Genomic DNA, 21,905 nt, shown 5'->3' on the forward strand with positions numbered 1-21,905 from the left:
GCCGGCCATGGTGGCCCTCACCACAGCGACGGCAGGCTGCCCACGAGACGCTCGTACATGGCCAGCGCCGAGCCGTCCGTCAGCGACGCGACCTGGTCGATGACGACACGCAGCCGCGCGGCGTCGTCGCCCGCGTCGAGCCAGTCGGCGGCGAACATCGGTTCCAGATGGCGGTCCCCCGTGGCGCTGAGCGCGGTGACGAGGGCGTGCAGGACCTCACGCTGGCGCTCGTAGATGGGCTGCCGGTGTTCGGTGGTCATCACGAAGGTGGTGGCCAGGCCCTTCATGACCGCGATTTCCATCACGGTCTCATCCGGGACGATCAGCTCAGCGTTGTAGCGGGTCAGGTTTTCCGGGCCGTAGACCGTGCGGGTGGCCTCCAGTGCGCTCTGGCAGAAGCGGCCGATGAGCTGGCTGGTCATGTCCTTGAGCGCCGCCATGGCCTTGCGGCTGCCGTCGGCCTCGCGCACCCAGACGTCCGTGGCCTCCAGCCGGGCCAGGGCGGCGTCGATCGCGGCGGGATCGTTGTGCGGCAGGTACCACTGCTTGGCGTAGCCGACGACGCGGGCGCGGTGGTCCGGGTTGTCCATCCAGCGCAGCTGGAAATGCCCCGCGACGATCGCGTCCTCGACGTCGTGCACCGAGTAGGAGATATCGTCCGCCAGGTCCATGACCTGCGCTTCGAGGCAGGACCGGCGTTCCGGGGCGCCGTCGCGGATCCAGTCGAAGATGGGGAGGTCGTCCTCGTAGGCACCGAACTTGCTGGTCCGCTCCCCGTGGATGACCGGGGCGTTTACAGCGGACCACGGGTATTTGGCGGCGGCATCGAGACTGGCCCGGGTCAGGTTCAGGCCGGCCGGGCGGCCGTCGGCGGCGAGGACCTTTGGCTCAAGCCGGCTCAGCAGCCGCAGCGTCTGGGCGTTGCCTTCGAAGCCGCCGATCCCGTGCGCCACCTCGTTGAGGGCCGCTTCGCCATTGTGGCCGAAAGGCGGGTGGCCGAGGTCGTGGCTGAGGCATGCGGTGTCCACGACGTCGGGGTCACAGCCCAGCGCACGGCCCAGTTCGCGGCCCACCTGGGCAACTTCGAGGCTGTGCGTAAGCCGGGTCCGGACGAAGTCGTCGGTATCCGGGGCCACCACCTGGGTCTTCGCGCCGAGCCGGCGCAGCGCCGAGGAGTGCAGGACCCTTGCACGGTCACGCTCGAAGTCCGAGCGGTAGGTGCTCTTGGGCGGCTCCTCGACCCAGCGGGCCCAGTCGCGGGAGGTATACCCGTCCAGGACGGGCGCGGTGGTCCGGGTCTCAGCCACCGGAGACATCCAGTTCGGCGAAGGAAATATCGCGGGTCTGGGCGTCATCCAGCGTCCGGTTCAGCAGCCAGTCCTTTGGCAGTGCCGGTTTTTTGGGCGAACCAGCGCGGCCGCGCGGACCCTCGGCGTCGCCTCCGGGATACGGCGAGTCGAGGTCCAGCTGGTCCAGGGTGCCGCGCAGCACCTCCAGGCTGGTGACGAGCGCCAGCTTGGTCCGCAGTTCGCTGCCGACCACGTAGCCCTTGAAGTACCAGGCAATGTGCTTGCGGATTTCGCGCAGGGCTTTGCCCTCGTCCCCGAACGTCTCGACCATGAGCTCAGCGTGCCGGTACACGCTCTCGGCAACCTGGCGCAGGTCCGGCCGGTGCCGCTGGTCGCTGCCTTCGAACGCGGCCATGAGGTCGCCGAACAACCAGGGCCTGCCCTGGCAGCCACGGCCGACGACGACGCCGTCCACACCCGTTTCGCGGACCATCCGAACCGCGTCCTCCGCGGACCAGATATCTCCGTTGCCGAGAACGGGAATGTCCGGCAGGGCCTCGCGCAGCCGGGCGATGGCGGACCAGTCGGCCTGGCCGGAATAGAACTGTGCGGCCGTGCGGCCATGAAGGGCGACGGCTGCGACGCCGGAATCGCGGGCAATCCGGCCGGCGTCCAGGTAGGTCAGGTGGTCCTCGTCGATGCCCTTGCGCATCTTGATGGTCAACGGGACATTGCCCTTGGAGGCTTCCTTCACCGCGGTCTGGACGATGGAGGTGAAGAGGTCGATCTTCCACGGCAAGGCCGATCCGCCGCCGCGCCGGGTGACCTTGGGCACGGGGCAGCCGAAGTTGAGGTCGATGTGGTCCGCCCGGTCCTCCTCCACCAGCATCCGGACGGCCTGGCCGACGGTGACGGGGTCCACGCCGTACAGCTGGACGGAACGGACTTTTTCGTCGTCGTCGTGCGAAATGATGCGCAGCGACTCCGGCGTGCGCTCGACGAGGGCGCGCGAGGTAACCATCTCCGCCACGTACAGGCCGCCGCCGTATTCACGGCACAGTCTGCGGAAGGCGGAGTTGGTGATGCCCGCCATGGGAGCCAGGATCACGGGGGTGTCCACCGTGATCGGGCCCAGCTTCAGGGGCGGGAGTTCCAGCTTGGGGGCGGGAGGGGTTGCTACAACAGTCACCCGACCATTGTCTCAAAGACGGGCAAATCGGCCCGGTCCCGCTCCGGCTATGTGGAAATCTTCCCGATCTGGCGGCGTTCGGGTGGCGGCAGATTCCTCGTCAGCCCCGTAGTGCGGCCCGCCGCCCGCGGCGCGTCGCAGCACCGGCGGCGTCGGACCCGCCCGGGTCGGACCCGGCCCAATCCGGGGCGGCCCCATCCGGCGCGATCCGGTCCGGACTGCCCCAATCCGGGGCGGGCTCTTCCGGCCGGCCCCGTTCGAATGCGGGCCGTTCCGGCCGGCCCCGTTCCAACGCGGGCCCTGCCACCGCACTACCCCTGATGCCGGTGGCCTTGACCACCAGCACGGCGATGAGGGTGGTGACCGGCACGGCCAGGACGAGTCCCACGGAGCCGACGAGGGTGCGGATGACTTCCTCGGAGAGTTCGGCGCTGGTCAGGGCGTCCCCGAGCGGCCGCTCGTAGAGCATGACCAGGATCAGCACCGGCAAGGCCGCGCCGGCATAGGCAAACGCGATGGTGTAGACGGTGGAGGCGATGTGGTCCCGGCCGATCCGCATGGCGGACGTGAAGAGCTGCCGGGCGCTGGTTTCGGGGGCCAGTTCCCACAGTTCCCAGACGGCCGAGGACTGTGTGATGGTGACGTCGTTGAGCACGCCCAGCCCGGAAATGATCAGTCCGCACAGGATGATGCCGGAGATTGAGATGTTGTCCGAGATGTTGGTCAGGGTGGCAGCGTCGTGGCTGCCCACACCGGCGAGGTTGGCGGCGTCGGTGGCCCAGGCCGCCAGCAGCGCCGTAATGGCGAGGCCGAACATCGTCCCGAGCAGCGCCGTCGACGTGCGGGCGGAGAAGCCGTGGGCGAAGTAGAGCACCCCGATCATGATCACCGTGGATCCCACGAGCGCCAGCAGCAGCGGCGGCTTGCCCTCGACCAGCCCGGGCAGCATGAACGAGACAAGCACCACGTACGCGCCGACAAGCCCGATCAGCGCCCGCAGTCCGCGCCAGCGCGCCACGGCGATCACCACGACGGCGTAGAGCACCGCCAGGAAGATGATGGGCAGGGTCCGGACAAAGTCGACGAAGACATAGGCCGGCGCGCCCTGGCCCGCGGCGCCCTGCACCTTGGAGAGGTTCAGGTAGCGGATCCCGTCTCCGGGCTTCACGCCGTGGGACTTCGCGACGTCAGGGTTGATGACCACTTTCACCGGGTTGCCGCCCTTGTCCGGCTCGGTGTAGGCGAACGTGCATTGAGAGCCCTCGTTCGGCGGCTGCGGCGCGGCCCCGGAACCGGAGGTGCCCTGCTGGGCGGCGTCACCGCCGGCCTGGACATCCGAACAGCTGCCGACGACGACCCGCTGGATCTTGCCGGTGTCAAACGTCACCCCCGGGGCCGCCGCGTACGGGCTGGCCAGCGTGATGCCTTCCTTGCTTCCCGACGGCCACATGAAAGCCATGGCCGCCAGGGTCAGCAGCGTCAGCGGGATCAGGATGGCAGCCAGGATCCAGTTGGCCTTCTTCCGCGCAGCCAGCATTTGAGGCGTGGGCTCGGGATGTTCGTTGTGGGAGTGTGAGTGTCCGGCGCCCATCAGCAGTTCAACCTCATGCCGAAAACTTTACGGCGTGGGCGGTTCCGCTCCGGACCGATGACGCCGCGCTTACGCCGGCGCGATGTTCTGGTTGACGTGGAAGAGGTTCTGCGGATCGTATTTGGCCTTGACCTCCCTCAGCCGCTTGTAGTTCTCCCCGTAGTTCTCCGCAACCCTGGGCAGATCATCGCCGTCCATGAAGTTGATGTAGCCGCCGGGGGCCGAATAGGGCCGCAGGGCGGCCGCGTAGTCCCGCACCCACGCGATGTTTGCCTCGTTTTCCGCGGGGTCCATCCACTGCGCCGCGATCACGGGCGAAAACTTCACGTTCCGGTTGGCGAACGCCGTGTCCGTCACGCCCACCCGCTGGACCGCACCATCGATGGGGTAGAGGTGTACCGCGGTCTGCACGCTGGGGACCTTGCTGCCGTGTTCGATGTGCGCCGCGATGGCACCGTCGTTCAGTTCCGCCAGAAAATCCGCTTTCCAGTAGGCCTGCATGCCAGGGGGCTGCAGCGGGTCGAAAGCCGAGTTCAAGGCGGGGTACGGCATTGGTCCCACCATGGATCCCGCAGCCGGCGCGGCGTCCAGGAACGGCTGCCAGCGTGCCGGACCTTCCGCCGGATCACCGGTCCACATGCCGACGATGACGCACACCGGTTTGCCATGCCATTCCTCGGGCAGGAACGGAACAGGAGGACCCTGGTGGAAGCCCAGGAACGCGCCAAACTCTTCAGGGGCGGTGGCCATGTGGTCCCGGTAAAACCTCGCCACCGTCTCGGCATGCTCGATGGGATAAATGATGATGCCGGCGTGGACCATGTCCACGGGGTGCATCCGGTACTCGAACGACGTCACGACGCCGAAGTTCCCGCCGCCGCCGCGCAAGGCCCAGAACAGGTCCTCGTTCTCGCTTTCGCTGGCGGTAAGGAATTTTCCCTCGGCCGTGACGACGTCGGCAGAGAGCAGGTTGTCGCAGCTGAGTCCATACTTGCGGCTCAGGTATCCAATGCCGCCGCCGAGGGTCAGCCCGGCGATGCCGGTCGAGCCGACAATGCCGCCGGGAGTTGCCAGCCCGAAGGCATGGGTCGCGTGGTTGAAGTCGGCCCACGTCGCACCCGGCTCCGCGCGCGCCGTCGCGGCTGCCGGATTAACCCGGACGCCGGTCATGTTGGAGAAATCGATGACCAGGGCGTCATCCCACGTGCCAAAGCCCGGGGCACTGTGTCCTCCACCGCGGACCGCCAGGTCCAGGGAATTGTCCCGGGCGAAGTTGACGCAGGAGATGACATCGGCCACCTGGGATACCTGGGCCACCGCTGCCGGCCTCTTATCGATCATGCCGTTGAAGACTGCCCGTGCCGCGTCGTAGCCGGCGTCGCCGGGCGTGATGATCTGCCCGCGGACTTGCCCGCGCAGGCTGTCGAACTGTGTTCCGTTCATTATGTATACCGTCGATTTCGTCGTGAGATTCGACCGGACGGTTCTCTGCGCTCCCAGCCGGCGTGGCGCCCGGAGGTTTACCTGCTCATGCCTACTCTTCCCGCATTTCCCCGTCAAGGGCGCCAGCAAATGCACGCGTGCGGGCCGCACCCATCACCGGGGGCGCCGGCTCCGAATCCACACTAGGGACCACCGGCCTTGACGGGAGGGGGCCGCAACCTATGGTTGGTAATTGACGGACGAAGGACCGGAAGGACACATACGTGGCAATGCGCAAACTCGACGACCGCGAGCCGGAGGCGGGCCGTTCCGGGCCCGTCGCCAAAGCCGTGCTGACCATCGCCGAAGCCGCCGGGGAGGCCCGCGGAGTCGTGCTGATCCTGCACGGCGGGCGGGCCGACAGTTTTGACGCAGTCCGCGGCCGGCACCTGAGTCCGGCCCGGATGGTGCCCTTCGCCCGGGCGCTGCACAGGCAGGGCGGCCCGCACGGGCTGGCAGTGTGGACCCTGCGCAACCGCTACCGCGGCTGGAACGGGGAGGACATGTCCCCCGTTCACGATGCCCGCTGGGCGCTCGCCCGGATCAGCCAGGAACATCCCGGCGTGCCGGTGTACCTGCTGGGCCACTCCATGGGCGGTCTCACGGCGCTGTGCGTGGCCGACGACGCGCAGGTCGAGGCCGTCGTCGCGCTCGCCCCGTGGCTGAACCACAAGACCTCGGTCCAGCCTGTCGCGGGCCGCCGCGTCCTGATCGTCCACGGGACCGACGACCGCTGGACCAGCCCGGCGAACTCACTGGACTATGCCCGGCGCGCCGAGGGCGTCGCCGCGTCCGTTGACTACGTCTCGCTCAAGGAGGCCGGCCATTTCATGATCCGCCGGCTGCCACTGTGGAACGTGCTGGCGAACGGCTTCGTCCTGGACGCCTTCAGCGAGGCAACGGGGGCCGATGTTTCCGGCGCCAGGGATGCATTGCGCAGCGCCCTCGGCGGCGCCCCGCCGGCGGCCGGAACGCGTATGCCGGTGGTGTTGTGATGCCGCCGTTCCCGCTCGATGCCTTCCTTGCCAGCCTGCCCTGGGTCATCGCGGGACTCGTGGTGCTGCTCGCAGTGACTTTCGCGGTTGCCGTGCGGCAGAACCGGCACTCCGTCATCGACACCGTCTGGGGTCTGGGCTTCGTGGTGGTGGCCGGCATCTCGTGGGTGCTTTCCGCCGGATACGGCGACGCCGGCAGGCGGCTGCTCCTGCTTGCCCTGGTCGCGGTGTGGGGCATCCGCCTCGCCGTCCACATCGGGGCACGCGCACGCGGCGGCCACGAGGACCCGCGCTACATGGACATGCTCGCCGGAGCGCCCGGATCACGCAATGTCTATGCCCTGCGGCGGGTCTACTTGCCCCAGGGGCTGGTGATGTTCTTCGTCTCGCTCACCATCCAGGTCGGCATGTTCGCCACGGGAAGCCTGGGCTGGCTGGCGTTCGCCGGCGTCCTGCTCTGGATCCTTGGCTTCGTGTTCGAGACGGTCGGCGACTGGCAGCTGACGCAGTTCAAGGCCGATCCCGCCAGGCGCGGCACCGTCCTCAACACCGGGCTGTGGCGCTACACCCGCCACCCCAACTATTTCGGCGACGCCGCCGTCTGGGCAGGGCTGTTCCTGGTGGCGGCCGATTCCTGGCCGGGTGTCCTGACCGTCCTCTCCCCCGCCCTGATGATCTGGACGCTCGCCGGCAAGACCGGGAAGCCGCTGACGGAAAAGGCAATGTCCGCGCGTCCCGGGTACAAGGAATACATCGACTCCACCTCCGGCTTCCTGCCCTGGCCGCCCCGGCGGCGGGTGGGCGGACACTGACGTGCGCGGCCCGGCAGGTGCCCGGCACGGGCTGGGCTGGCGGCCCGTGAAGTGGCGGCCGGAGCCCAGCGACCGGTTCTACCGATTCATTGTCCGCACCGGGCTGGCGCTGCGCTGGCTGTTCCGCATCCGCGTCCTCGTCACGGGGCGGGAGCACCTGCCCCAGCCCGGGCCTCCCAATGCCTCAACCCGCGGCGCATCAACCCGCCTCCCGTCCCGCCCGGTGGTGCCCGGCCAGGGCGCCGTGGTCGCGATCACGCACTTCGGCTACCTCGACTTTGCCTTTGCCGAGATGCTGCTGTGGTGGCACAACCGGGCCCAGCTGCGTTTCCTCATCACGCAGGGCGCCGCCGACCACTGGTTTGCCGGCCCCGCGGTCAGCGCCGCCGGGCATGTGGTGGTCGGGTACGGATCGGGAGCACACGCCTACGACGCCGCCGTCGCCCGCCTGAGGGAGGGCGAATACGTCGCCGTCCTGCCAGAGGCCGGCGTGAGCCGCAGCTTCACGGTGCGCGAATGCAAGACCGGTGCGGTGCGGATGGCCGCCGAGGCCGGCGTGCCGATCATCCCGGTCTCCATCTGGGGCGCCCACCGGCTGATGACCCGCCACCATGCCTTCTCGCCGCGGCGCGCCTGGCGCGCCCCGGTCCGCATCCACGTCGGCGAGCCGATCCTTCCGGGCTCGCTCCCGGACCCGGCCGACGACGCCCGGGCCGCGACGGCGCGCCTGGCCAAGACCCTGCAGGACGGGATCGACGCCGGAATTGCCGATTTCCCCCTGCGACCGGCCCCCGGGGCCTGGTGGATGCCGGCCGGTCTTGGCGGCGGCGCCCCGACCGAGGAGGAAAGACGCCGGCTCGACGAGGCCGACGGCCCCCGGCGCGCAGGTGCCAAGCGCCGATAGGCCCTACTTCCGCCATCGTCTTGACTAAACTCCATGGGGTATAAAAAGCACTCAATGGAGAGGGACACCTGTGGCAAGCACAGTCGTGACCAAGAGCGGAACCGAAGAACGCGGTCTCGCACGGATAGCCCAACGGATGGCGGCGTGGACGGAGCGGTGGTTCCCGGACGCCTACATCTTCGCCCTCGCCGGCGTCGTCATCATCGCGGTGGCCGCATTCGCCATCGGCGCCACGCCCCAGGCAGTCGCCGACTCGTTCGGCAACGGCTTCTGGGACCTGACGGCCTTTACCCTGCAGATGGCCATGGTGGTCCTCACCGGCTACGTCGTGGCCACCTCCCCGCCCGTGGCGAGACTGATCAACAGGCTGGCGCTCGTGCCGTCAACGGCGCGGACCGCGGTGAGCTTCGTGGCCGTGCTCGCCATGTCCGTGTCCTTCCTCAACTGGGGGCTCAGCCTGATCTTCGGCGGGCTGCTGGCCCGCGCGATTGCCCGCCGGAAGGACCTGACGGTGGATTACCGTGCCCTGGGTGCGGCGGCGTTCATGGGCCTCGGCGCCGTCTGGGCTCTGGGGCTGTCCTCCTCTGCCGCGCAGCTGCAGGCCACGGCCGCGTCGCTGCCGCCGGCGCTGCTGAAGATCACGGGCATCCTGGACTTCGGCACCACGATCTTTACCTGGCAGTCACTGCTGACGCTGGCCATCCTGATGGCCCTGACCACCGTGATTGCGCACTTCTCCGCGCCCCAGGGCGGCTCGATCCGCACCGCAGAGGACCTGGGCGTGGACCTGGACGACGAGCCGGCCGAGTCCGCGCCGCGTTCCCGGCCGGGCGAATGGCTCGAATACAGCCGGGTCCTGCCGATCCTGGCGGGCGTCCTCACGCTCGGCTGGCTCGTCTCGCAGTTCCTCACCAAGCCGTTCCTCAGCGTGGTCAGCAGCCTCAACGGCTACCTGCTCGTTTTCCTCATCCTGGGCCTGGTCCTGCACGGGACGCCGCGGAACTTCCTGCAGGCCGTGACGAAGGCCGTCCCGGCCACCGCGGGCATCCTCGTGCAGTTCCCGCTGTACGCGGCGATGGCGGCCATCCTGACCAAGGCCACGGGAACCGGCGGCATGAGCCTCTCCACGCACCTCGCGGCGTTCTTCTCGGACATCGGCAGCGGCGGCGGCTTCGCCGTCGTCATTGCCCTATACACGGCTGTACTGGGCATCCTGGTCCCCTCCGGGGGCGGAAAATGGCTGGTAGAGGCGCCCTACGTGATGCAGTCGGCCACCGACGTGCAGATGAACCTCGGCTGGACCGTGCAGATCTACAACATCGCCGAGGCGCTGCCGAACCTGGTCAACCCGTTCTTCATGCTGCCGCTGCTCGCGGTGCTGAGGCTGCGCGCCCGGGACCTGGTGGGCTTCACCTTCCTGCAGTTCGTCTTCCACCTGCCAGTGGTCCTGCTGCTCGTCTGGCTGCTGGGCATGACCTTCGACTTCGTGCCGCCGGTAATGCCCAAATAACTGCGCCGCACAATAACTGTGTTTAACGCAGACTGACCCGCAGCCGTGGCCGTTATCAAGCTTCATACGGCTGCAGCTGCGGGTCCGTCGGGTTAAGACCTAGGCCGGGTCGGAGACGACGAGCGTTTCCGAGCCCTGGACATGGGCCTTGCCGCTCTCGAGCAGCGGTTCGACGACGGTGCGCAGGGCGGTCATGGCGTCGTCCAGTTCGAGCATCACCGGGTGCTGGTAAGCGATCAGGGCCAAAAGGTCCCGGACGGCGGCCTTGGCCTCGTCCGCGCCAAGCTTGGGCTCGTGCCCGAGGAACACCTCAGTAGGCTCACTGGTCGAGGCCGCGCCGCCGGCACCGGCATCGGCGCCGCCGTCGGCCCCCGGAATTCCCTGGGCGTAGCTGATGGCGAACCCCTCCAGCCGGCCCTTGCGGCTGGCCGCGATGCCGTGCCCGAAGGCGCTGGCCTTGGGCGCCCGCAGCACGATCGCTCCGTGGGCGCCGCTGAGGTCATCGAGGAACAGGCGCTGCACCGCGGCGACGCTCAGCTCCCCCGGGCTGTCCCAGCCGTGCACGGCCGTGTAGTAGCGTCCCACGACGTCGCTGAGCTCCACCGAACCCGTGGCCAGGTCCTCGACCTGGTCGGTGGCCGCGGACTCCGAACCGTCGCCGAACACCGGCAGCTTGAGCGGCGCAGGGTCAACGACGACGAGGCGGGAACGCTGGATCGGGGCCAGGCCCGCGGCCTCGGCAAACGCCGCACCGGGTGTGCCCGGCTCCACTTTGCAGCGCAGTCTGGACACGCCCGACGGCGCCTGGGCGGCCTCGTGCCGCAGCATGGTGAGCAGCGTGGACCCCAGGCCGGCGCGGCGGTGGTCCCGGGCGACCTCGACATACGCCCAGAGCCGTTCGGGGTGCAGCGAGGCCTCGTGGACCACGGCGGCCGCCACCGGAATGGCGACACCGTCCACAACGTCCTCGGCCACGATGCAGCGGCGCCACGGGGAATTGCCCGAGGGCGACAGCGTCCCGCGGAACTGTCCGGCCTGGACGGTCTCAGGGCCGCCCCAGATTTCCAGCAGCGCGAGGTCGTCGCCTTCCCGCCATTCCCGGTATGCGATCGCCATGATCAGGCGCCGATCAGCCGTGCGGCCAGGTAACCCTCCACCTTGTCCAGGGAGACGCGTTCCTGGCTCATGGTGTCGCGTTCGCGGATGGTGACGGCCTGGTCCTCGAGCGTGTCGAAGTCCACGGTGATGCAGAACGGGGTGCCGATCTCGTCCTGGCGGCGGTAGCGGCGGCCGATGGCGCCGGCGTCGTCGAACTCGATGTTCCAGCTTTTGCGCAGCTGCGCTGCGAGGTCCTTGGCCTTCGGGGACAGGTCCTCGTTGCGGCTCAGCGGCAGCACGGCCGCCTTCACCGGCGCCAGGCGCGGATCGAGCTTGAGCACGGTGCGGATGTCCACCCCGCCCTTGGCGTTGGGGGCCTCGTCCTCGGTGTAGGCATCGATCATGAAGGCCATGAACGAACGGGTCAGGCCGGCCGCGGGCTCGATCACATACGGGGTGTAGCGTTCGTTGGTGGCCTGGTTGAAGTAGCTCAGGTCCGCGCCGGAGGCCTTGGCGTGGGTGGAGAGGTCAAAGTCGGTGCGGTTGGCGATGCCCTCGAGCTCGCCCCACTCCGAGCCCTGGAATCCGAAACGGTATTCGATGTCCGTGGTGCCTTTGGAGTAGTGGCTGAGCTTGTCCAGCGGGTGCTCGAAGAAGCGCAGGTTCTCTTCGCGGATGCCCAGGCCCGTGTACCAGGACATGCGTTCCTTCATCCAGTACTCGTGCCACTGCTCGTCGGTGCCGGGCTCGACGAAGAATTCCATCTCCATCTGCTCGAACTCGCGGGTGCGGAAGATGAAGTTGCCGGGCGTGATCTCGTTGCGGAAGGACTTGCCGATCTGGCCGATGCCGAAGGGCGGCTTCTTCCGCGAGGTGGTCAGGACGTTGGAAAAGTTCACGAAGATGCCCTGGGCCGTTTCGGGCCGCAGGTAGTGCAGGCCTTCTTCGCTGGCGACGGGGCCAAGGTAGGTCTTGAGCAGCCCGGAGAATTCATGGGGCTCGGTCCACTGGCCGCGGGTGCCGCAGTTGGCGCAGGCGATGTCCTTGAGGCCGTTCTCGGCGGGACGGCCCTTCTTCTCCTCGTACTCTTCCTCGAGGTGGTCCGCGCGGTAGCGCTTGTGGCAGGACAGGCACTCCACCAGCGGGTCGGAGAACACATCGACGTGGCCGGAGGCCTCCCACACCTGACGGGGCAGGATGACGGAGGAATCCAGGCCTACGACGTCGTCGCGGCCGCGGACCACGGACTGCCACCACTGGCGCTTGATGTTTTCCTTGAGCTCGGCGCCGAGCGGGCCGTAGTCCCAGGCAGAACGGGAGCCACCATAGATTTCACCGGCCTGGAAAACGAATCCCCGGCGCTTGGCGAGGGAAATGATCTGGTCGAGGACGGATTTTGCTGCCATGGGAACTCCAATTTTCTACAGGGCCGCTGGGTGCGGTCCGTGGTGTTGGCCCCGGGACGCCGGCTGGTTGCCGGCCGGGACGATACGAACAAAGCGATACGAACAATGCAATAGGAACAATGCAATACGAACAGTGCGATGCAAACTCCAAGCCTACCGGCCCGCTACCGCTTCAGCGCGCCCTTGGGCCAGGGCAGGGTGGCCAGGACGATGGCGCCGAGCGTCAGGATGGTGCCGAGGACCGTGGGGAGGGCGATCACCGTTCCGGGCACCGGCAATATGAGGTCCAGTCCGAGGGACCCCAGCAGCTGGCCGGCGATCATCCCGAGGCCGGTGACCAGCACGCCCAGGCTGCGGACCAGGAGGGCGCCGATGCCGATGAAGATGCAGCCGAGCGGGCCGCCAAGGTAGTACCACCACTGCGCCGGGAGGGGGTTGCCGGCCCCGGCCACGGCGAGTTTAATCAGCCACGCCACCCACAGCAGGACCGCTCCGGCGATGAAGTTCACGAGTGTCGCGGCGATGGGGGTGCCGTAGTGCACGGTGGCTGTGCCGTTCATGGCCTGCTGGAAACTCATCAGGAACCCGGCCAGGAGCGGAAGCATCACGGGAACCAGCAACTGCAGCCCGGATTCCCCGGCGCTGAATCTGGGCGACACCGCCCAGGCGACGGCGGCGACGGTGAGCACACTGCCGAGCACCCGGATGCCGGTAATGGGCCTCTTCCCCGCCGGTCCGATCCCCATCCGGTCCACCAGCAGGCCGCTGAGGGTCTGTCCCGTCACGGCGGCCACCGTGAAGAGGGCGACGCCGAGCAGTCCCACGGTGAAGGACTGGGCGAAGACGAAGAGGGCGCCAATGCAGCCGGCCAGGACGTAGTACGGCGGAAACTGCCGTTCGCGCACGGCGGGCAGGATCCGCGCCAGCCCTGCCCGGCCCCGGGGCAAGGCCAGGGAAATGACCGTCATGACCAGCAGTCCGGTGCTGAAGCTGACGACGGCGGCACCGATTCCGTCCTCCAGCGCCACCCCGAGGGCGCCGTTGATCCGGCCCTGGATCGGGATGAACAGTCCCGTCGCGACGGCCATGGGCAGGCCGACGATCAGCGGAAGACGGCGGTGATGGGTCATAGGTGCCACCTTAGGTCAGGCATTATTGCTTGTATGAGCAATCCGGAATTCGAAGACATCACTATCCGCGACAGCATGATCCGGCTGGGCCAGCTGCTGAAGCTTGCGAATCTGGTCGAGGACGGCGTGGAGGCCGCGGAACTGATCAAGAACGGGCTGGTGAAGGTCAACGGCGAAATCGACGAGCGCCGCGGCCGCCAGCTGCACGACGGCGACACCGTCACCGTGAACGGCCGGACCGTGCGGATCAGCGCGCCCCCGGCCGCCTAGCCGCCCGCCCGGCGCCGCTTCCCGGCGCACACTTCCCCGGCGCGCCTACTTCTTGGCGTTGAGCACCACGTGCGTGAGGAACTCCGAGACGTGGCCGATCTCCTGCTGGTTGATGCCGTGCCACATGCCCGTGTAGAGGACCTTGGTGAGCTTCACGTGCTTGCGCACCCAGCCGACGGTGTAGTCGATCTTGTCCTCGGTGATCACGGGGTCCTGCTGGTCCCGCCCCCAGAACAGCGGCACAGTGCCGTCCAGTTCGCCGTCGCGGAAGCTGGGGTCATCGCCGGCGTCGACGACAAAACCTGACAGCCCGACGACGGCGGCAAAGTCCGCCGGCCGCTGCCGCAGCAACGTGGTGGCCATCGCCATGCCCATCGAGAACCCCAACAGCGTCACCGACGGGTGGTTGGCTTTGACGCCGTCGAGCCAGTCCTGAACGTAGCCTGCGGCGACCTTGACGGCGTCGAGCGAGTAGTCAATGGACCCTGTCAGCGGGAACCAGGTGAAGCCCGGCCCCATGGCGATCGGGGCGCGCAACGATGCCACCGCGAATTCCTGCGGCAGCATCCCGGCGAGGCTGAGCAGATCCTGTTCGTTGGCGCCGTAGCCGTGCAACAGGACAAGAAGCGGCTTGCCGGCCCGTTCCTGCTCCGGCTGGGACCATTGGACGACAGGGGCGGGGAAGGCGTCAGCGTGAGTCATGGAACTATTCTTACAGTTACCCGGCGGTAACAAATTACGGTGGCGCAGCTAATACGGTGGCGCAGCTAAACGGGAACAGTGCAGGATAAGGGGGTGAGCAATACCTATCCCATGGAAAATTCACCGGACACCCCAGCCGAGACCACCGCTGACACCGTCACCCACCCGTGGACCCGCTATGTGGCGATGGGCGACTCATTCACGGAGGGCATCGGCGATCCGGAACCGGCCAGTCCGGGCGGCCATCGGGGCTGGGCGGACCGCGTGGCCGAGGAACTCAGCCGTGGGCACAACGACTTCGCCTACGCGAACCTGGCCGTCCGCGGCCGGCTCCTGCAGCAGATCGTGGACCAGCAAATGGCTCACTGCCTGTCCCTCAAACCGGACCTCATCACGCTCTCCGCGGGCGGAAATGACCTCATCCGCCCGGGCGGCGATCCGGACGTGCTGGCCGAAAAGCTGGATTCGGTGGTGCAGATCCTGAGCCTGGGTGGCGCCACCGTTGTCCTGTTCAACGGCCCGGATACCGGCTCCACGGTGCTGGGCCGGATCCGCAGCAAGGTGGCCATTTACAACGAGAACCTGCGCACGATCGCCGCGCGCCACGACGCCGTGATCGCGGACATGTGGTCGCTGCGCCAGCTCAATGACCCGCAGATGTGGAATGTCGACCGGCTGCATTTCTCACCGCTGGGCCACCACACCATCGCGGCCATGGTGCTGGACTCGCTGAACGTCGAGCACACGCTCCAGCCCCTCTCCCCCAAACCGCTGCCACAGCGCAGTTGGCGCGAGGCGCGCAGCGGGGACCTGGTGTGGGCCAGGGAGTACTTCGTCCCCTGGGTGGTCCGCCGGCTGCGGCACCGCTCCTCCGGCGACGGCATGACGGCCAAGCGGCCGCTGGCCGGACCGGTGTTCGGTCCCGGCGTTCCGCTTGGTTCCGGCGAAGGCCCGCCCGGCGCCGAGGACGCGGTGCGGTCCTGAGGCTTCGGGCCTGAGCCTGCGGGGCATAAGCTGGAGGAACACTTCTCCGGCCCTACAGATGAGCCCGCAGATGAGAAGGCCCAGCAGCTGAAAGGCCCAGTACCGTGAGCAGTATGTTCTTCTGGATCATCGTGTTGTCCTTCCTGGTTCCCGTGGCGATGCGCCTCTACCGCAGGTCTGCCCGCGGCCGGAACCAGGGCACGCCGGGACAGTTCGGCCGGTTCCCGGGCAGCCAGAACAACCCCGGCCAGGGCAACCAGCCGCGTGATGGCTACACCCAGCAGGACTACTTCGGCGGCTTTGGCCAGCTGGGCGCCCCGAAGCAGTCGGGTCCGGCCAACGAGCCGTATCCCAACCCGCAATACCCCAGCGCGGAGTACCCGAACGCGCAGAACCCCCGTCCCCGGTTTCCGGACCAGCCGTTCCCGAACCAGCCGTACCCCGGCCAGCAGTACCCGAACCCGGTCGGCTACCAGTCCCCCGTCCCGTACGAGGACAGCCCCGAGTACCTGAACAACCCGCCGCAACCGCAGCGGCCGCAGGCATCGCAAACTCCCCCGGCGCCGGGCGCGGGACAGGCGCAGGCGCCGCAGTCTCCGCCGCCGCCGTCGGCCGGGCAGGGCTACCGGGCCCGCAAGCTGGCCGAGCTCGACCAGCAGTACACCGACGGCAAGCTGTCCATGGAGGACTACATGGCCCAGCGCGCGGAAATCATGAAGGGCTAGGACCCTGCCGGGCCGGCGAACACGACGTCGGCCGCGTTGACCGTTCCCGCCGTCCGCCCCGGCGCCTTGTGGTACTGCCAGTACAGATTGGTGTGCGCGACCACCAGAGCCGGCGGCGGGGCGCCGTACTCGGTCAGGTCCTCGGTGGTGTGGGCGTCGGCGACCAGCGTGACGTCGTAGCCGCGGGTGATCGCGCCGTGCAGGGTCGAGCGGATGCACTCGTCGGTCTGCGCACCGGCCAGGAAGAAGCGCCCGATGCCGCGCCCGGCCAGCACGGATTCCAGGTCGGTGGCCTCGAAGGCGTCGCTGTACTCCTTGGCCACGAGCGGCTCCGAACTGCGGCGCGCGAGCTCCGGCACGTACTGCCAGCCGTCGCTGCCGCGCGGGAGTTCCTCACCGCTGTGCTGCACCCAGACGACGTCCACCCCGGCGTCGCGGGCCTTGTCCACGAGCGCGGCGATTGTCGCGACGACGTCGTCGCGGCGGTAGGCCTCCGCGACCACACCGACCTGCATATCGACGACGAGCAATGCCGTGTTGGGACGGTTGACGAGCGTGGTCATGGTGCCTCCCGGATCCTGGCTGTCCCTGCGTGCTTACTCTAATCCCGGACCCCGAAAGCAACGAGGGGTCACTTGCGGCCCATAATCCAGTGCCGGATAGGTGACCCCGCGTCGCTTTTACGGGCAGAAGCGTCAGTCGACCTGGGGGAAGCCGAGGTCGATCACCGAGGTGGCCGGGTCCGGCCAGCGGGTGGTGACCACCTTGCCGCGGGTGTAGAAGCGGATGCTTTCCGGGCCGTACATGTGGGTGTCGCCGAACAGCGAATTCTTCCAGCCGCCGAAGGAGAAGGTGCCCACCGGCACCGGGATGGGCACGTTGACGCCCACCATGCCGGCCTCGACGTCGAACTCGAACTGGCGGGCGGCGCCGCCGTCGCGGGTGAAGATGGCCACGCCGTTGCCGAACTCGTTGTCGTTGACCAGCTTCACGGCGTCGGCGTAGGTCTCGACGCGGACCACGGAGAGGACGGGCCCGAAGATCTCGTCGTCGTAGACCTTCATTCCGGGCTTGACGTGGTCGATCAGGCTGACGCCGATGAAGAAGCCGTTGGAGTCGAATTCGTGTTCGCGGCCGTCCACCACCACGGTGGCGCCCTCGTTGGCCGCTCCGGCAACGTAGGAGGCCACTTTGTCGCGGTGCTCGGCCGTGATGAGCGGACCCATCTGGGAGGCCGGGTCCGTGCCCGGCCCGATCGTGAGGGCTGCCATGCGGGTGGTGATCGCCTCCACGAGGTCGTCGGCGATGCTGCCGACCGCGACGAGGACGCTGACTGCCATGCAGCGCTCCCCGGCGGAGCCGTAGGCGGCCGAGACGGCGGCGTCCGCGGCCATGTTGAGGTCCGCGTCCGGCAGGACCACCATGTGGTTCTTCGCGCCGCCCAGGGCCTGGACGCGCTTGCCGTGATCAGCGGCGCGCTTGTAGATGGACTGCGCGATCGGCGTCGAGCCGACAAAGCTGATGGCCTTGACCGTCGGGTGTTCCAGCAGGACATCCACGGCTTCCTTGTCCCCGTGGACCACGTTGAGCACCCCTGCCGGCAGCCCGGCCTCAGCGAAGACCTGGGCGATGAAGATGGCGGAGGACGGGTCCTTCTCGCTCGGCTTGAGCAGCACGGTGTTTCCGCAGGCCAGGGCGCTGCCGATCATCCACAGCGGCACCATGGCGGGGAAGTTGAATGGCGTGATGCAGGCGACGACGCCGACCGGCTGGCGGACCGAGTGGACATCGACGCCGCCGGAGACCTGCTCCGAGCGTTCGCCTTTGAGCATGTGGGAGAGCCCGGTGGCGAATTCGATGTTCTCCAGGCCGCGGGTGATTTCACCTTCCGCGTCCGAGAGGACCTTGCCGTGCTCGCTGGTGAGCAGGGCCGCGAGTTCGGGCCGGCGCTGCATGAGCAGTTCACGGACCTTGAAAAAGATGGCTGTGCGCCTGGCCAGGCTCGTGGCGCGCCAGCCGGGCAGGGCGGCGCGGGCGGCCTCGATGGCCTCCTCGACGCGGGCGGCGGAGGCCAGGGCGACCTCTTTCTCCTGCTCGCCGGTGGCCGGGTTGAACACGGGGCCGAAGCGCTCGGCGTCGGCAATCAGGGCGCCGTTGATGAAGTGCGGGATGCGTTCCATGGGTGGGTCTCTTTCGTGAAGGGCAGGGCCGTGAGGGGCAGGGCCGTTAAGGGCTAGTTGGCGGACTCGAGGGTGCCGTCGACGAGCTTGACGATCATCGAGCAGTCCTGGCCGGACTGGCCGGAGTCGATGAGCCGCTGGAAGAGCTGCTGGACGTGCTCGCCGAGTTCCAGCGGGGTGCCGGTGTCCCGCGCGGCGCTGATGGCCAGGCCGATGTCCTTGTTGGCCAGTTCGGTGGTGAAGGTCGGAGCGAAGTCGTTGTTGGACGCGGCGGTCGGCACGACGCCGGCCACGGGGTACCACGTGCGCAGCGCCCAGCTGTCGCCGGAGGAGACCGACGCGATGTCCCAGAAAACCTGCTTGTCCAGGCCGAGCCGATCGGCCAGGACCGCGCCCTCGGCGGTGGAGGCGAGGTTGATGAAGAGCATGAGGTTGTTGCAGATCTTCGCGGCCTGGCCGGTAGTGGCGCCGCCGGTGGGGATGATGTTCGCGGCCATGGGGCGGATGTATTCGGTGGCGTCGGCGACGGCGCCGGCCTCGCCGCCGATCATGAACGTCAGCGTGGCGGCCTTCGCGCCGCTCATGCCGCCGGAGACGGGTGCGTCGACGAAGCGGAAGCCGGCGGCAGCGGCGGCGTCGTGCAGGGCCTGCGCGGAGGCGATGTCAATGGTGGAGGAATCCACCAGGAGGGTCCGGGTGTCCGCGTGGGCAAGGACGCCGTCCTGGCCGAGGTACACGGCGCGGGCGTGCTCACCTTTGGGGAGCATGGTGAAGACGACGTCGGCGCCGGCGACGGCCTCGGCGATGCTGCCGGCGGCCTTGACTCCCCCGGCCTCGGCGGCGGCAACGGCTGCGCTGTTGAGGTCGAAGCCACGGACTTCGTGTCCGGCGTTCGAGAGGTTGACGGACATGGATCCGCCCATGTTTCCAAGTCCGATCCAGGCGATGACTGCCATGGCTTAAGCTCCTTTGCTTGATGTGCTGCCGGGCGCCTCGACGCGCTCCGGCGTGAAAGCCGAAACTCCGGCGCCCCGGTGTCCACCATCACACCCTGTTAGAGTGCAATCAAGGTAAAAAATCACAGATGCCATGTGCACAGATGCACAGATACACAATGATGGCCCTGACTCCGCCACACTCGCTGCAAAGGGGACAAGAGTGGACTTGCGCCGGCTTCCGAGCCCCGACGACCTGCTGATCCTGCTGACCGTGGCACGCCTGGGCCGGTTCAACGCCGTGGCCGAGACGCTCGGCACGACCCACACCACCATTTCCCGCCGCGTCCTGGCCCTCGACAAACAGCTCGGCGGCCGGACGCTCGAACGCAGCCCGCACGGCTGGGAGCTGACCGAGCTCGGCAGCCAGGCGGTCGCGGCGGCGGAAGCCATCGAGGGCACTCTCGGTGCCCTCTCCAGCAGCATTGCCCGCTCCGGCGACGTGGTCTCCGGCCTGGTCCGGATCAGCACCCCGGACGGCTTCGGCGCCGAATTCCTGGCCCCGGCCCTCGTCCGGCTGCAGCGGGCGAATCCGCTGCTCAACGTCGAACTGCTCAGCGCCACCCGCAAGGTGAGCCAAAACCGCTCCGGCGTGGACCTGGAAGTGGTGGTGGGCAACATGGACACCACCACCGCCCGCGCGATCTTCCTGAGCAACTATTTCCTCAGGCTGTACGCCAGTCCCGGCTATGCGCAGGAGCACGGGCTTCCGGCAACGCTCGACGACGTCCGGCAGCACGGCTTTGTCTCCTACGTGGAATCGGCGCTCCAGGTCGCGGAGCTGGGCCACCGTTCAACGCAACTGCCGGTGCCGCGGTCCAGTTTCCAGGCCACAAGCGTCTTCGCCCAGCTGGAGGCCGTCCGGCGGGGCGCCGGGATAGGCCTGCTCCCCAATTTCCTCGTGGCGGGCCGGCCGGAATTCCTGCCAGTGCTGCCGGACGACTTCCAGCGCCAGCTGCCCATCTGGGCTGTGGCCCGGCCCGAGGCGCTGCGTTCGGCCCCGGTCCGTGCCGTGCTGGAGGCGATCCGGACCGAGATTGCCGACCGCCAGGCGGTCCTGGCAGGCTGAGCGGTCCTGGCGGGCCGAGCCAGCCTGCGGGGCCGATCCTGCTTCCAACCGGCAACAGCCCGGGCCCCGCAGTGCGGGACCCGGGCTGTTGCCGTGCTCATTCGTTGTTACTTCTTGCTGGCGGCGAGGAGGTCAGCGGTGCCCTGGGCGTCGGCGGCGTCGACGTCGCGGAGCGAGATGCCGCGGGTTTCCTTCAGGAAGAACACCGCAACCAAGGTGACCACACAGGCGCCGAGGAGGTAGATGGCGACCGGGACCGAGGACTTGTACTGGCCCAGGAGCGCGACGGCGATGATCGGAGCCAGCGAACCGGCCACAATCGAGGTGACCTGGTAGCCCAGCGAGACGCCGGAGTAGCGCATCCGGGTCGGGAACATTTCGGCCATGAGCGCCGGCTGGCCGGCGTACATCAGGGAGTGGAACAGCAGGCCGATGGTGATCGCAGCGAGGATGACGAGGTCGTTCTTGGTGTCCATCATCGGGAACGCGAAGAATCCCCACGTTCCGCCAAGAATGGCGCCGGCCATGTAGACCGGCTTGCGGCCGACGTTGTCCGAGAGCCTGCCGACCATCGGGATCACGGCGAAGTGGACGATGTGCGCCACAAGCAGCAGCAGCAGGATCCGCGAGGTGTCCGTCTGGACGATGACCTTCAGGTAAGTGATCGAGAAGGTGACCACAAGGTAGTAGAGGATGTTCTCGGCGAATCGCAGACCCATGGCGGTGAAGACGCCTCGCGGGTAGCGGCGGAAGACCTCGGCCACGCCGTAGCCCTTGTGGCCGGCCTCGACCTCCTTGCGGGCCTCCAGGAAGATGGGGGCGTCCTGGACTTTGGTGCGGATGTAGTAGCCGACCAGCACGATCACGGCGGAGAGCCAGAAGGCTACGCGCCAGCCCCAGCTGAGGAAGTCGGCGGAGGACAACGTGGCGGAGAGGGTGAACAGGACAGCTGTGGCCAGGAGGTTGCCCATCGGAACCGCCGACTGCGGCCAGCTTGCCCAGAAACCGCGGGACTTGCTCGGGCTGTGTTCGGCGACGAGAAGGACTGCGCCGCCCCATTCACCGCCAACGGCGAAGCCCTGGGCGAAGCGCAGGAAGACCAGCAGGGCCGGGGCCCAGTAGCCGATCTGCGCGAAGGTGGGCAGGCAGCCCATGGCGAAGGTGGCAACGCCGACAAGGATGATGCTCAGCTGGAGCAACTGCTTGCGGCCGAACTTGTCGCCGAAGTGGCCGAAGACGATGCCGCCGATCGGGCGGGCAATGAAGCCGACCGCGTAGGTGAGGAAAGCGGCGAGGATGCCGTCCAGTTCCGAACCGGTGTTCGGGAAAAACAGCTTGCCGAATACAAGGGTGGCGGCGGAGGCGTAGAGGAAAAACTCGTACCACTCAACCACGGTGCCGGCCATGGAGGCCGCCACCACCTTCTTCAGGCCGGACGTTTTGACGTCGGTTTCTTCAGCGCGCCTTGCGGCGTTTTCCGTACTCATCGTGACTCCTTCGGCGTCTCCATCGACACCCTGTGGACCATTGGACTGAGGACGCTTGTGATTTAGGGCACAGGGCGTCATTCCCCA

Annotated in this window: 20 protein-coding genes; 8 read left to right on the forward strand and 12 right to left on the reverse strand. The window is 68.0% G+C overall.

Annotated elements, in window-relative coordinates; genetic code table 11:
• Window positions 1-17 precede the first annotated feature (17 nt).
• From AC1DRO_RS09015 to AC1DRO_RS09030, 4 genes are all read right to left on the reverse strand, one after another.
• Window positions 18-1,316 carry a deoxyguanosinetriphosphate triphosphohydrolase gene (locus AC1DRO_RS09015; protein WP_476950612.1) on the reverse strand — a complete coding sequence of 433 codons (1,299 nt, stop codon included), beginning with the start codon at window positions 1,314-1,316 and terminating at the stop codon, window positions 18-20.
• The gene (gene dusB, locus AC1DRO_RS09020; protein WP_018774562.1) at window positions 1,300-2,478 is read right to left on the reverse strand and encodes a tRNA dihydrouridine synthase DusB; all 1,179 of its coding nucleotides are present in this window, start codon (window positions 2,476-2,478) and stop codon (window positions 1,300-1,302) included. Before dusB ends, AC1DRO_RS09015 begins: the two co-directional genes overlap by 17 nt.
• A 100-nt stretch (window positions 2,479-2,578) precedes the next feature.
• Window positions 2,579-4,069, reverse strand: coding sequence for a YibE/F family protein (locus AC1DRO_RS09025; protein WP_476950572.1), 1,491 nt, complete (start codon window positions 4,067-4,069; stop codon window positions 2,579-2,581).
• A gap of 69 nt (window positions 4,070-4,138) precedes the next feature.
• Complete coding sequence (locus tag AC1DRO_RS09030; RefSeq protein WP_476950573.1) at window positions 4,139-5,512, reverse strand: FAD-binding oxidoreductase; 1,374 nt, start codon at window positions 5,510-5,512, stop codon at window positions 4,139-4,141.
• Window positions 5,513-5,781: 269 nt separating this feature from the next.
• Here AC1DRO_RS09030 and AC1DRO_RS09035 point away from each other — a divergent pair, with 269 nt between their 5' ends.
• From AC1DRO_RS09035 to AC1DRO_RS09050, 4 genes are all read left to right on the forward strand, one after another.
• The gene (locus AC1DRO_RS09035) at window positions 5,782-6,546 is read left to right on the forward strand and encodes an alpha/beta hydrolase (RefSeq protein WP_043437079.1); all 765 of its coding nucleotides are present in this window, start codon (window positions 5,782-5,784) and stop codon (window positions 6,544-6,546) included.
• Window positions 6,546-7,358 carry a DUF1295 domain-containing protein gene (locus tag AC1DRO_RS09040; RefSeq protein ID WP_476950574.1) on the forward strand — a complete coding sequence of 271 codons (813 nt, stop codon included), beginning with the start codon at window positions 6,546-6,548 and terminating at the stop codon, window positions 7,356-7,358. The genes AC1DRO_RS09035 and AC1DRO_RS09040 overlap by 1 nt, the downstream gene beginning before the upstream one ends.
• A 46-nt stretch (window positions 7,359-7,404) precedes the next feature.
• Window positions 7,405-8,262, forward strand: coding sequence for a lysophospholipid acyltransferase family protein (locus AC1DRO_RS09045; RefSeq protein ID WP_028278288.1), 858 nt, complete (start codon window positions 7,405-7,407; stop codon window positions 8,260-8,262).
• 70 nt (window positions 8,263-8,332) lie between these two features.
• Window positions 8,333-9,772, forward strand: coding sequence for a short-chain fatty acid transporter (locus AC1DRO_RS09050; protein WP_476950575.1), 1,440 nt, complete (start codon window positions 8,333-8,335; stop codon window positions 9,770-9,772).
• Window positions 9,773-9,871: 99 nt separating this feature from the next.
• On the opposite strand, the gene AC1DRO_RS09055 is transcribed toward AC1DRO_RS09050, so the two are convergent.
• The 3 genes from AC1DRO_RS09055 to AC1DRO_RS09065 all read right to left on the reverse strand — a co-directional run bounded on the left by AC1DRO_RS09055 (window position 9,872) and on the right by AC1DRO_RS09065 (window position 13,406).
• Window positions 9,872-10,888, reverse strand: coding sequence for a GNAT family N-acetyltransferase (locus AC1DRO_RS09055; RefSeq protein WP_476950576.1), 1,017 nt, complete (start codon window positions 10,886-10,888; stop codon window positions 9,872-9,874).
• A 2-nt stretch (window positions 10,889-10,890) separates the two neighbouring features.
• Complete coding sequence (locus tag AC1DRO_RS09060; RefSeq protein ID WP_028278290.1) at window positions 10,891-12,276, reverse strand: glycine--tRNA ligase; 1,386 nt, start codon at window positions 12,274-12,276, stop codon at window positions 10,891-10,893.
• A 164-nt stretch (window positions 12,277-12,440) separates the two neighbouring features.
• Window positions 12,441-13,406: a DMT family transporter gene (locus AC1DRO_RS09065; RefSeq protein ID WP_476950577.1), complete on the reverse strand. Its 966-nt coding sequence runs from the start codon at window positions 13,404-13,406 to the stop codon at window positions 12,441-12,443.
• Between the two features lie 33 nt (window positions 13,407-13,439).
• On the opposite strand from AC1DRO_RS09065, the gene AC1DRO_RS09070 reads away from it, so the two are divergent.
• Window positions 13,440-13,676, forward strand: coding sequence for an RNA-binding S4 domain-containing protein (locus AC1DRO_RS09070; RefSeq protein ID WP_018774572.1), 237 nt, complete (start codon window positions 13,440-13,442; stop codon window positions 13,674-13,676).
• 45 nt (window positions 13,677-13,721) lie between these two features.
• On the opposite strand, the gene AC1DRO_RS09075 is transcribed toward AC1DRO_RS09070, so the two are convergent.
• Complete coding sequence (locus AC1DRO_RS09075) at window positions 13,722-14,378, reverse strand: alpha/beta hydrolase (RefSeq protein WP_028278292.1); 657 nt, start codon at window positions 14,376-14,378, stop codon at window positions 13,722-13,724.
• A 111-nt stretch (window positions 14,379-14,489) separates the two neighbouring features.
• On the opposite strand from AC1DRO_RS09075, the gene AC1DRO_RS09080 reads away from it, so the two are divergent.
• Entirely contained in the window at window positions 14,490-15,362 is an 873-nt protein-coding gene (locus tag AC1DRO_RS09080; RefSeq protein ID WP_079551726.1) for an SGNH/GDSL hydrolase family protein, read from the forward strand.
• Between the two features lie 113 nt (window positions 15,363-15,475).
• Window positions 15,476-16,087: a hypothetical protein gene (locus AC1DRO_RS09085; protein ID WP_476950613.1), complete on the forward strand. Its 612-nt coding sequence runs from the start codon at window positions 15,476-15,478 to the stop codon at window positions 16,085-16,087.
• Here AC1DRO_RS09085 and AC1DRO_RS09090 read toward each other — a convergent pair.
• From AC1DRO_RS09090 to mmsB, 3 genes are all read right to left on the reverse strand, one after another.
• Window positions 16,084-16,650, reverse strand: coding sequence for an isochorismatase family protein (locus AC1DRO_RS09090; protein ID WP_476950578.1), 567 nt, complete (start codon window positions 16,648-16,650; stop codon window positions 16,084-16,086). The two genes, AC1DRO_RS09085 and AC1DRO_RS09090, sit on opposite strands and share 4 nt — an antisense overlap.
• Before the next feature lie 132 nt (window positions 16,651-16,782).
• Complete coding sequence (locus AC1DRO_RS09095) at window positions 16,783-18,267, reverse strand: CoA-acylating methylmalonate-semialdehyde dehydrogenase (protein ID WP_476950579.1); 1,485 nt, start codon at window positions 18,265-18,267, stop codon at window positions 16,783-16,785.
• 53 nt (window positions 18,268-18,320) lie between these two features.
• Window positions 18,321-19,223: a 3-hydroxyisobutyrate dehydrogenase gene (gene mmsB, locus AC1DRO_RS09100; RefSeq protein WP_476950580.1), complete on the reverse strand. Its 903-nt coding sequence runs from the start codon at window positions 19,221-19,223 to the stop codon at window positions 18,321-18,323.
• Window positions 19,224-19,431: 208 nt separating this feature from the next.
• Here mmsB and AC1DRO_RS09105 point away from each other — a divergent pair, with 208 nt between their 5' ends.
• Window positions 19,432-20,331: a LysR family transcriptional regulator gene (locus AC1DRO_RS09105; RefSeq protein ID WP_459385970.1), complete on the forward strand. Its 900-nt coding sequence runs from the start codon at window positions 19,432-19,434 to the stop codon at window positions 20,329-20,331.
• 107 nt (window positions 20,332-20,438) lie between these two features.
• Here AC1DRO_RS09105 and AC1DRO_RS09110 read toward each other — a convergent pair whose 3' ends face one another.
• Window positions 20,439-21,818 (reverse strand): MFS transporter, encoded by a 1,380-nt coding sequence (locus tag AC1DRO_RS09110; RefSeq protein WP_028278299.1) that lies wholly within the window; start codon window positions 21,816-21,818, stop codon window positions 20,439-20,441.
• Window positions 21,819-21,905: the final 87 nt, after the last annotated feature.

Source organism: Arthrobacter sp. P4_F11, assembly GCF_056401395.1.